This is a genomic window from Algoriphagus sp. (assembly GCF_024642405.1).
GTDB lineage: Bacteria > Bacteroidota > Bacteroidia > Cytophagales > Cyclobacteriaceae > Algoriphagus.
In genome coordinates, this window is record NZ_JAHEBC010000131.1 from 1 (window position 1) to 10,169 (window position 10,169).

A 10,169-nucleotide genomic window follows, 5' to 3' on the forward strand; every position below is an offset into this window, starting at 1 on the left:
GATCTTGCTCCCATGCTAAAGAGTAAAGAAGTCTTGGAATGGGATCGCAAAAAAGGTGGTTTGATTGCACATACGGAAGTGAGAATCGGAGCAATTATTTTGGGAAAAAGGCCGTTAGCTAAGTTTGATCCCAGTCTGGCAAAAAAAGCGATTCTGGAAGCAGTAAAAGAGGAAGGTGAACTTTTATTGGATTGGAATGATGACGTGTTACAGTTGATTAATCGTGTCCAATCTTTACATCTATGGAATCCAGACCAGAATTGGCAAAATTGGACTATTTCGTATTTATGCGAAACCGCAGAATTTTGGCTTGAACCATATTTGAATAATATTAAGCATAATGATGATTTTAAGAAGTTAGATTTATTTGAAATACTCAATTCGAGCTTAGATTACGACATGCAGCAGGAATTGAGCCGTTTAGCTCCTCCAACCTTTTCGGTACCGTCCGGAAGTAAAATCAAAATTGAATATAGAGACAATGGAGATACTCCTCTTCTTTCAGTTCGTCTACAAGAGCTATTTGGATTGTTAGAAACTCCTACCGTAAATGATGGAAAAATATCCTTATTGATAGAGATGTTATCACCCGGATATAAAGCTGTTCAATTAACTCAAGATTTAAAGAGTTTTTGGAGCAATGGGTATTTTGAAGTAAAAAAGGAATTGAAAAGAAGATACCCCAAACATGAATGGCCAGAAGATCCTATCGCGGCAGAAGCTGTTCGGGGTGTTAAAAAGAAACCTTAAGCAGCTTCCAAATTAAGTTTATCCAAATAATTCAGGAATTGTAAGAATGAAGCAATAATAAATGGTGTCAATTCCAGAGAATTAATTTTTTCCAAGAAAGCCTTTCGAAGTTCAGGGTAATCACTTGGATTGTATATTTTACTCAATGCAGTAGATCGAAATGCAACTTCAACTAAGCTATAATCTTCAAAAGGAACTTCATTATGATGAAGGAATTCTTGCTCTAATTTGATTGGATCAATCATTTTATCTAACCAATAAAAACCTGTTTCTAAAAAAAATGTCTCAATTGACTTACACAATTTTGATAAGTCTTCAACTTTAGAAATTTTGATTTTTTTTGAGTAGGTGCTCCCCAATTTGTCCGGAGTTTGTGCTAATGTAATCGATTGTTCATCATAAGCACTTGTGGTTGGCAGGTAGCGGGCAATCAATTCCTCGACTTCATTGATACGAACTCCAAGGTGATATTCAATATATTTTTCATTCGAATATTCTATAATTTGAATTGAAATAACTTGTTTTCCATTTGGAAAAGCCTTTTCAAATACGTTTTGAGATGGATTCAATATAAATCCATGATCGTTAAAAAATCTTGAGTGCAATTTAATAGCCTTCATTTTAAGCATAACAAACTTCTTTTTATTGCATTTGTAAAACACAATAATCAGGCTATTGTTTTACTCCTCTGAAAATAATTCTCGCATTTCATTAAGGATGGGTTCAACTTCAAGTTTTTTTACTTGCAAACTTCCTTCATCTTCAGGATTGTGAAGGTAATGATTCCAATGTTTTTCCGCTTTCCGAATAGTTCGTGGGGTAATTTCAAACTCCACACTATCCAAATACTCTTTAGCCAGAGTTTCAGCTTTGAAATTTCCAAAAAGATAAACTCTAAAAATATCCACAAAACTTTCACTTAAATCAAACTCTTCTAAAATCTGAACAAAAGCCCCTTGATGCTTTTGATTTTTTTTATCACGAATCGCTTCAAATATTGCTTCCAGTGACTCTTTGTTAAAGCTGGTTTTGGATAATGCTCTGCAAGCTAAATAAGCTACTTCCCAATTATCTCCTTTTACCAATTCGATTAATTTATCTCTAACCTCTTCAGTATTAATTTTTCCAAGTTTCTCCGCAAAATAGAATGCTTCTTTCTCATTTGGATCACAGATTTTGTCAAAAAGTTTTTGGGTTTCCTCCTGCATAAAATTTAAGTTTATTTGCACAAAGATAACTGAATTGATATTCGAATCATGTCCTCTGGCCAATTCCTGGAAATAAGCATTGAAAATTTTAAATCCCTCCAATTGAAAGCTATTGGGATGGGCTTGACTCAAAGCTATTTACCAGAGTCTCATCAGTTGGAGTATTCTACTGACAAAGAATGGCTTGTAAAAGTTTCCCTGCCTTGGAGTATGACCATCGATGAATCGGGAAAGGTTTTTAAGAAAGAAGATTATCATTTGGCACTTGTAATGATTCGGGCTGGGATTGCTGCCACTGGCTATTTCCATAATGGAGAACTGATTGATCATAAGGTTATTAGAGCCTATATGGTGCGCCAAAAACAAGGAAAAAGTCAAATAAAATATCTCAAAACCAAAGGTAAATCCAGGGCTGGTTCAAGAGTAAGATTGGGGGAATCAGAGATGTTTTTTAAGGAAATTAATGATCGTTTAAAAAAATATGCTGCAAACTATCCAATTGATACTTGGGGCATTTCCTGTAGCAAGACACTCTGGCCATTTTTCTTTGGCGCAACAAACCCACCGCCTTTCGATAAAAAACAGGAAAACCTTTTATCAATTCCATTTCATGTGCAGCATCCGGATTTTGAAACACTTTTACAAATACACAGAAAGTTAGAATCATTTCATTTGTTGCTTTCGGATTTAGGAAAAAGTAAGCTTGGGAGTTTTGAAGAATCAATTAATTCACCATCAGGAAATGAATCAGAGGATGATTGGTAAATAATTATTCTTCAAGGCTTTTCATTTATAAAGGGGTTTCTTTTTAACTTAATGAAATACTTTTCCAACTCTAAAAAAGACATAAATATGAAACGCTTAACTCTTGTCCTATCCTTTTGTAGTTTTTTGAGTTTTTACTTAAAAGCCCAAGTGAACGAATCTCCTTCCATTTTTGACCAGAAAAAAGTATTGGATGCTCATAATTCACTTCGGGAAGAAGTTGGGGTATCCCCTTTAGAATGGTCAGTAGAATTAGCTGAAAAAGCTAAGAATTGGGCTGATAAACTTGCATTGAAAAATCAAGGAGATGATTGGTTTTTGGAGCATTCGGGACCTGGAGAAAATCTTGCCGGAGGATATGTTACTGGAGATGCACCCGAGATTAGAGTATTAACTGGCTGGGGAGGCGAAAAAACTGATTTTGATTCACCGAGCAAGAAATGCTTAGAACTCATCAAATGTGGTCACTATTCCCAAATCGTATGGAGAAATTCTAAAAAAGTTGGATGTGCTGTAGCAGCAAATGAAAATGGAAAATATATTTTAGTCTGTAATTATGATCCACCGGGTAATTATAATGGTCAACCCGCTTACTAATTAGAAATTTAATTAACTTGAAATTAAAAGAAATAATAAAACTAGAAAGTTGGATTATTATTACATATTTATTCTTGCTTTAGCAGCTTTTTTTTCAATAAAGGGTGAAAAGGATCCTAAACGAAAAAAGCTTTTTGTTGTGATTTTCTTATTCTTGATAATAATAGCCTTTTTCTACAAAATGGGTTTTTCAATAGGTGAATTTATCTATTACATTACAACCTAATAATCTTGATTTATTGGAAAGAGAAAAGGCCTGAATTTCTCCAGGCCTTATGGTTAGCGGTTAAGTTTATTATCAGGCTTTTGAATCCTGTCCCATATCAAATGAAGTGGAAAGCATATTGATGGTTTCATGAGCGACTTTGATATTGTACTCATAAGCCAAGCTTTTGTAGTTTACCAAATCGACGATCGTACCAATAAAACAAAGTCCAACTGTCAAGATGTAAAGAATACCCAGACCAATTTGTCCTAGGATGAATCGATGTAAACCTGCAAAGCCGAAGAAGCCTAACAATGTAAGGATCAGAATCATTTGTGCGTCTTTTCTTCTTGCACGATATACTTGAGCAAAAAGAGATGCTTGATCTTCATCCATGTTTTTCATCAATCCCTGGATATATCCCAGTTCCATTCCTTCCAGTTCAGGAAGGTGTCTCAATACATTAGCCATAATTGTGTGTTGTTTTAAGGTTTTTAATTAGTTGCCAAATTCTAGAGAAAATCACAACAAATGCCAGCATTGCCAAGGGATGCATAGACCAGGATGCCTGAAAATCTCCTTTTGCCAAGAGATTCATTGATCTTCCCAATCCACAACCAGGGCACCAGTCAAATCCCAATTGATCCAATGGGCAGAGACTAAAATGTGTCCCTGAATTTGGATCCAGAAGTAGGATTGCCACCAAACTTCCTATCCAAAATATCAACTCTACTGGAAATCTTTGAAGACGTTGTGTTATTTCCTTCATGCCATTACTATTACGAAAAAGATGCCATTACTTAAAAATAGCCTAATTGGCCTAATTTCGAAGGTCTCTATAAATAAATGATTGGTAAACGTACAAAAAAGTGTCCGTCTATGAACGCTTTCGTTCAGGTAAATTAATTTTTGCTGTTGTACCGAATTGTTGAAAATAACTTTGTTCGAATTCATAACTAAACCTAGAATGGGATTTATTTCCAGCATAGTTTTTCCATCCCAAAAATTTGAAAATGGTTCCCATAATTTCTGAAGTTAAAGGAAGTTCCGATTTAATTCCCAAAGCTTTAGATGCTTCTTTTCCGATCATAAATGCTACCAGGGATTCTGATTTCCCCTTTAAGAATTCTTCTCTTTGATTTTCTTCATAATAATTCAATAACGATCGGATTAGCCTTTCACCTGCTAAAGAGTTTTTCATATGGCGTTTTCGAATTAGTTTTTCTAATTCAAAAGCTTCTTTTGAAGTGTCTGGCCAAAAACCCTCCTGGATTCCCATTAATTTTCCAACATATTTCCAGTATGCTAAAACAACTTCTGTATCATCTTTGGATATATTAAATCCAATTTTTCGCATTCCTCTTAATACCAGTAAACTGAAAGCTAAATTTGTTCCTAATAAATCTTCTTGGTTGATTGGTTTACCATATTCTTCTTTCCAATCCTTTGCATAATGTTCGATAAAGTATCTGCTAAATGCATGAATCAATCGAATTTTTGCGCATACGAGAAAAGCATTGTTGGAAGTTATGAAAGCACCTGGTTTAAATATTTCCAATAAAAATTTTGCAGTTTCTCCCAGACGCTTTCCCGATTCTTCCATGATTCTCTTTGACCGAACCAATACTTCGGCCCCATCCGCAAATGCATAGCAATAAGGAAGTGAGTAAAAACCTAGCATTGCCAAATAAATATCTCCCCGCTCATTGAAGAATCCTTGACCTCTTTTTAGAATCCCTTGATCTTGAATGGATGGAATCATATTGTAATCTTTCAAAAGTGTTTTGACACTTTCAGGGAAGTCTATAGGAATTTCTGAAGGAATATTTTCCCAATGATTGATTTGAGAAATAATTTCTGGATTCTTAATTAAATCCAAAACTGCTTGATCAGCAGATGGATCCATTTGTTTTCTCAGATCATTTAATTGATCATTGGTATACAATTTCAGTTTACGCACAGCATTTTAACTTCCATTTTGTAATTTGGTTGATCAATTTTAGAAATAAATGAAATTTCTCTACATACTTTGGATAATAAGTTGTTGCACGGTTGTTGAATCGACCCTAGCTCAAACAGGTTTTGATCTCTGGGTAGTCGAAACTTCTGGAAAAGGAGGAAACTTCAAAATACTTCCTGAGACAGCATATCCTTTGACTGATAGACCAGAATATGATAATCAGCCCAGCTTTATTAATGAATATCAAATGGTCTTTTCCGCTGCAGATGAAAATGAAAATTTTGATATTATAGTTTATAATTTCAATTCAAAGAAGTTTACGAATATGAGTAGAACTTCTGACAGGAATGAAAATTCACCAATGATAACGGATTGCGGAATGTATATTTCTGCTGTGGTTTCCGAGCCTGATAAGAAACAGAGAATTTGGTTATATCCACTTACATTTGAACCTGCAGAACTACTTTATGATGATATCGAACCTGTTGGATATTATGATTGGTATGATAATAAAGCGGCGATGTTTGTTTTAGGTGATCCAAATCATCTTGTTTACGCAAGAGGAAGAAATGATATCATTAAAATTGATTCTGCAGTTGCGAGATCAATCAAAAAGAGGCCAAAGACGAGTGAAATTACTTACCTGTCAGCAGATGAGTTTCGGGATGTTGGAGGAGAAAAAGCATTGATGCTAAAAAGCTACGATATCGAATCTGGAGAAAGAGCTGAACATTATTTTGGTGTTCAAGGTTCGCAGGATTTTATTTGGCTTGATAAGAATTACTTATTGATGGCAAGTGGAAATAATATATATAAAAGAAAATATACCGATAGTAATTGGGAATTGGTTGGAACAATCAATCCCGAAACTCATCAAAATATATCCAGAATGGCTTATAGCCAGGACTTAGATGTTTTGGTATTAGTTATGGAAAGAAAATAATCAATTAATTCTATGAACCCTTTTAAACAAGCTGTTTTACTGACAGCATTATTTACCTCTCATTCTCTCTTTGCACAAATCGAAGATCGAGGAGGTATTGTGGCCAGAAAAGCTGAATTGGTAAAAGTCCAGGATGGTTTCACTTTCACGGAAGGGCCTGCTATCAATCGAATGGGCGATATATTCTTTACCGATCAGCCCAACAATAAAATCTATAAGTGGTCAGCTGGGTCAGGTGAAATCACTTTGTTTAAGGAAAATACAGGCCGCTCAAATGGGATGTATTTTATGTTGAATAATACCTTAATAACATGTGCGGACGAAAAGAATGAACTTTGGTCAATAGATCAGGATGGGAATGAAGAAGTTATTCTTTCGGGGTTTAAAGGAAATAAATTAAATGGACCAAATGACCTTTGGGTGAGACCACAAGGTGGTTTATATTTTACAGACCCACTATACCAAAGAGATTATTGGGAAGGAATTCGAGAACCAGAAATGGAGCAGGACGGACAACACGTTTATTATGTTTCCGAGGACAGGTCTGAATTTTTCAGAGTTACGGATGATTTGGTAAAGCCAAATGGAATAGTAGGAAGTCCTGATGGAAAAACTTTATATGTTGCTGATATCGGCGCAAACAAAACCTATAAATATGATATCAGGGAAGATGGTTACTTGACGAATAAAACACTATTCTGTGAGAAAGGCTCTGATGGAATGACCATTGACTTTAAAGGAAATTTGTATCTCACCGGTGATGGAGTAACTGTCTTTAATAGGAATGGCGATCAAATTGCACATATTCCAGTTCCAGCCAAGTGGACAGCTAACGTTGTATTTGGAGCATTGGATAGAAAAACTTTGTTTATCACTGCAATGGATGCAGTTTATACTTTGGAAATGAAAACAAGAGGCGTTTGGTAAAAAAATAGGGACTAACAGTCCCCACCAATTTCACAAGATTCTTCAGAATTACCTCGCACTATTTCAATTGCGGGGTTTTCTTTTTTAAACTCATCCCAAGCTTTTTCAATGGTTTGATCGAAAACCTGATCTTGCTGGGCACCTGAAATTCCGTATTTCCTATCTAAAACAAAGAAAGGTACTCCTTGTACTCCAATTAATCTTGACTCATAAATATCCTTTTCTACATCTTCAGAATACTGTTCCGAATTAAGCATTTCTTTGATTTCTGAACCTTCAAGACCTATTTCGGTCCCTAAGCCCACTAAAGTATCAAAATCATCCACATTACTTCCATCTGTAAAATAGGCCTTCAGAAGCCTTTCCTTCATTGCTTCTCCTTTTCCAGTTTTTTTGGCTAAATGGATCAATCGGTGGGCATTTTTTGTATTTGCCACCACAGTTTTTTCCATATGGAAATCCAAACCTTCAGATTTTGCCATATCTACTACTTGTTCAGTGATTTGTAAAGTCTGGGCCATAGACCAGCCTTTTGATTTAGATAGATATTCCAAAGAATTTAAGCTCGGATCAGATTTTAGATCTGGATTTAACTGAAAGCTTTTCCACTCTATTTCAACTTGATCTTTATGTGGGAATTTGTCTAAGGCCTTTTCAAGTTTTCTTTTTCCTATGTAACAAAAAGGACAAACTACATCCGACCATATTTCGATTTTCATAACTTTTTAATTTACTTATGCTTCAAATAGAATTTATCCTAAAAGAGTTCAAAGAATCATTGAAAACGAAAGAATGCCCATCCTGCGCCATGCTAGTGGATGAAAAAGCGCAACACTGCCCCATTTGTCAATTCGAATTCCCCAAAAGATCTCCTTGGATCGTATGGATGGCAGTTTTTCTATTAATTGTCTGGTTGATTTCTTACATTTTATAACTCATTTAAAGTATTTCTTATGAATAAGCGCTCATTTATTAAGGCATTGGCATTACTAGGCTTTAGTACAGGATCAATTATTAATACTAAAGCCAGTCCAATTAGTATTAATGATATGGATTTTTCTTCTCCTGATATTTGGGATCAAATCAGGGCTTCTTACAAATTAAAACCAGATTATATCAATCTGGAAAATGGATATTATTGCTTTTTACCGGAAGAAACTTTAGAAAAATATATACAACATCTTCGGGATGTAAATTATCATGCCTCCAGCTACATGCGAACGGTTCAATGGGATAATAAAGCCAAATCCGCCGCAAAAGTTGCTGAGCTTGTCGGTGCAAGTCCCGAAGAAGTGGTATTGACTAGAAACACTACTGAATCCATTGATTTGATTATATCAGGCTACCCCTGGAAAAAAGGAGATGAAGCAATCGTTTCTAATCAGGATTATGGAAGCTTGTTGAATATGTTTGAATTGGCAGAAAGAAGGTATGGGATTAAAGTAAAAAAGATCGATATACCGATGCATCCGGAGAATGACGAAGAGATTGTGGCTACTTATGAAAATGCCATTACTGCTAAGACCAAATTGATGATGGTACCTCATATCGTGAATATTACCGGCCATATTTTGCCCGTCAAAAAAATAGCAGATATGGCTCATAGCCATGGCGTTGAAATCATGCTTGATGGTGCTCATGCCGTGGGACATTTTGATTTTAATATTTCAGAATTGGATTGTGATTATTATGGTTCCAGTCTACATAAATGGCTAAGCGTACCTTTGGGATGCGGGATGCTTTATGTGAAAAAAGGGAAAAGTAACCAAATAAGACCATTACTGGCTCCCTATGAATTGGATCAAAAAACGCTATTAAATTTGAATCACACCGGCACACATGCTGTTTCTACTGATCTGGCAGTTATTGATGCGATTGATTTTCAGCAAAAAATGGGAAACAAAAGAAAGGAAGAAAGACTACGATATATTCAAAAATATTGGTCTGATCAAGTAAGGGATCTACCCGGAGTAAATGTAAATACGCCTATTGAACCTCAAAGATCCTGTGGAATAGCTAATGTAGGCCTCGATGCTGTGAATCCCGGAGATATGGCGAAGATTTTGATGGATAAATACAAGATATATACTGTAGGAATCAATGGGGCTGGTGTCAAGGGTTGCAGGATTTCTCCCAATGTTTACACTTCTGAAAAAGAGATGGATCAATTTGTAAAAGCAATAAAAGAAATGTCGGGAAACGCCTGACAAAACATTATTCGGAATTAAATATTAATGAGGAATTAAAGTTCGTGACTTGGGTCGTGGCAGAATAATTGCAGTGAAAGTTAAAAATAATAGAGAATTTACTTGCAAATAGCTTTCAAAGAATTCAAATTTGCTACCCGAAACGAATGAACACAATTTCTTACATAGCGCCGTCTTTTAATATTGCTTTGAATGTAGCATTAGCGAAGCCTGTTATGTTATTTTTCGCTCCTTTGAGGAGGTATAGGTTCTTTTTTAGGGTCTAACCCTTATTGTTATACATCGTTTTCCTACGTGGAAAACATTCTCGCCTAATTAATTCTATTTAAACTCCGAATACTTTCGGAAAATCCTTCATGCATTCAAACATGGAAAATATATCATTTCAAATCATAATGGCTGAGCCTTCCCATAAAAAATATGCATCCATCATTACGGATGAGATGGAGAATTCTGCGAAAGCCCGAGGCACTGGAATAGCAAAGAGAAGTCCTGAATACATTGAAAAGAAAATGGATGAGGGAAAAGCTGTGATCGCACTGACCAAAGATGGAACCTGGGCTGGCTTCTGTTATATTGAAGCCTGGGGTCATGGGAAATACGTTGC

At 35.5% G+C, this 10,169-nt stretch carries 12 protein-coding genes and 1 pseudogene; 7 read left to right on the plus strand and 6 right to left on the minus strand.

The window, feature by feature from the left end:
- Positions 1-750 (plus strand): ATP-dependent helicase C-terminal domain-containing protein (locus Q0L68_RS11235; RefSeq protein WP_296702989.1); only part of this gene is annotated, 750 nt, incomplete at its 5' end.
- On the opposite strand, the gene Q0L68_RS11240 is transcribed toward Q0L68_RS11235, so the two are convergent.
- Together Q0L68_RS11240 and Q0L68_RS11245 are read right to left on the minus strand one after the other, a co-directional pair.
- The gene (locus Q0L68_RS11240; protein ID WP_296702990.1) at positions 747-1,379 is read right to left on the minus strand and encodes a hypothetical protein; all 633 of its coding nucleotides are present in this window, start codon (positions 1,377-1,379) and stop codon (positions 747-749) included. The two genes, Q0L68_RS11235 and Q0L68_RS11240, sit on opposite strands and share 4 nt — an antisense overlap.
- Positions 1,380-1,430: 51 nt before the next feature.
- Positions 1,431-1,958 (minus strand): HEAT repeat domain-containing protein, encoded by a 528-nt coding sequence (locus tag Q0L68_RS11245; RefSeq protein ID WP_296702993.1) that lies wholly within the window; start codon positions 1,956-1,958, stop codon positions 1,431-1,433.
- Positions 1,959-2,006: 48 nt separating this feature from the next.
- Here Q0L68_RS11245 and Q0L68_RS11250 point away from each other — a divergent pair, with 48 nt between their 5' ends.
- Positions 2,007-2,723, plus strand: coding sequence for a hypothetical protein (locus Q0L68_RS11250; RefSeq protein ID WP_296702996.1), 717 nt, complete (start codon positions 2,007-2,009; stop codon positions 2,721-2,723).
- 87 nt (positions 2,724-2,810) lie between these two features.
- Positions 2,811-3,320, plus strand: a complete 510-nt coding sequence (locus Q0L68_RS11255; protein ID WP_296702998.1) for a CAP domain-containing protein — start codon at positions 2,811-2,813, stop codon at positions 3,318-3,320.
- Positions 3,321-3,618: 298 nt separating this feature from the next.
- Here Q0L68_RS11255 and Q0L68_RS11260 read toward each other — a convergent pair whose 3' ends face one another.
- From Q0L68_RS11260 to Q0L68_RS11270, 3 genes are all read right to left on the minus strand, one after another.
- Positions 3,619-3,996, minus strand: a complete 378-nt coding sequence (locus Q0L68_RS11260) for a TM2 domain-containing protein (protein ID WP_296703000.1) — start codon at positions 3,994-3,996, stop codon at positions 3,619-3,621.
- Positions 3,989-4,294, minus strand: coding sequence for a DUF2752 domain-containing protein (locus Q0L68_RS11265; protein ID WP_296703003.1), 306 nt, complete (start codon positions 4,292-4,294; stop codon positions 3,989-3,991). The genes Q0L68_RS11260 and Q0L68_RS11265 overlap by 8 nt, the downstream gene beginning before the upstream one ends.
- A 108-nt stretch (positions 4,295-4,402) precedes the next feature.
- Entirely contained in the window at positions 4,403-5,485 is a 1,083-nt protein-coding gene (locus Q0L68_RS11270; protein ID WP_296703005.1) for an oxygenase MpaB family protein, read from the minus strand.
- A 49-nt stretch (positions 5,486-5,534) separates the two neighbouring features.
- Here Q0L68_RS11270 and Q0L68_RS11275 point away from each other — a divergent pair, with 49 nt between their 5' ends.
- Together Q0L68_RS11275 and Q0L68_RS11280 are read left to right on the plus strand one after the other, a co-directional pair.
- Complete coding sequence (locus tag Q0L68_RS11275) at positions 5,535-6,428, plus strand: hypothetical protein (RefSeq protein WP_296703008.1); 894 nt, start codon at positions 5,535-5,537, stop codon at positions 6,426-6,428.
- Between the two features lie 12 nt (positions 6,429-6,440).
- Positions 6,441-7,355 (plus strand): SMP-30/gluconolactonase/LRE family protein, encoded by a 915-nt coding sequence (locus Q0L68_RS11280; RefSeq protein ID WP_296703010.1) that lies wholly within the window; start codon positions 6,441-6,443, stop codon positions 7,353-7,355.
- An 11-nt stretch (positions 7,356-7,366) separates the two neighbouring features.
- On the opposite strand, the gene Q0L68_RS11285 is transcribed toward Q0L68_RS11280, so the two are convergent.
- Complete coding sequence (locus Q0L68_RS11285; RefSeq protein ID WP_296703013.1) at positions 7,367-8,074, minus strand: DsbA family oxidoreductase; 708 nt, start codon at positions 8,072-8,074, stop codon at positions 7,367-7,369.
- 234 nt (positions 8,075-8,308) lie between these two features.
- Between Q0L68_RS11285 and Q0L68_RS11290 the strand changes: the two genes are divergently transcribed.
- Together Q0L68_RS11290 and Q0L68_RS11295 are read left to right on the plus strand one after the other, a co-directional pair.
- A complete protein-coding gene (locus Q0L68_RS11290) occupies positions 8,309-9,562 on the plus strand; it encodes an aminotransferase class V-fold PLP-dependent enzyme (protein ID WP_296703015.1) in 1,254 nt (417 codons plus the stop codon).
- A gap of 368 nt (positions 9,563-9,930) precedes the next feature.
- A pseudogene (locus Q0L68_RS11295) lies at positions 9,931-10,169 on the plus strand (GNAT family N-acetyltransferase); the annotation flags it as partial.

Coding starts and splice junctions, on each gene's coding strand:
- Q0L68_RS11255 (WP_296702998.1), top strand. CDS start 2,811: ATGAAACGCTTAACTCTTGTCCTATCCTTTTGTAGTTTTTTGAGTTTT.
- Q0L68_RS11250 (WP_296702996.1), top strand. CDS start 2,007: ATGTCCTCTGGCCAATTCCTGGAAATAAGCATTGAAAATTTTAAATCC.
- Q0L68_RS11275 (WP_296703008.1), top strand. CDS start 5,535: ATGAAATTTCTCTACATACTTTGGATAATAAGTTGTTGCACGGTTGTT.
- Q0L68_RS11265 (WP_296703003.1), bottom strand. CDS start 4,294: ATGAAGGAAATAACACAACGTCTTCAAAGATTTCCAGTAGAGTTGATA.
- Q0L68_RS11285 (WP_296703013.1), bottom strand. CDS start 8,074: ATGAAAATCGAAATATGGTCGGATGTAGTTTGTCCTTTTTGTTACATA.
- Q0L68_RS11280 (WP_296703010.1), top strand. CDS start 6,441: ATGAACCCTTTTAAACAAGCTGTTTTACTGACAGCATTATTTACCTCT.
- Q0L68_RS11240 (WP_296702990.1), bottom strand. CDS start 1,379: ATGCTTAAAATGAAGGCTATTAAATTGCACTCAAGATTTTTTAACGAT.
- Q0L68_RS11290 (WP_296703015.1), top strand. CDS start 8,309: ATGAATAAGCGCTCATTTATTAAGGCATTGGCATTACTAGGCTTTAGT.
- Q0L68_RS11245 (WP_296702993.1), bottom strand. CDS start 1,958: ATGCAGGAGGAAACCCAAAAACTTTTTGACAAAATCTGTGATCCAAAT.
- Q0L68_RS11260 (WP_296703000.1), bottom strand. CDS start 3,996: ATGGCTAATGTATTGAGACACCTTCCTGAACTGGAAGGAATGGAACTG.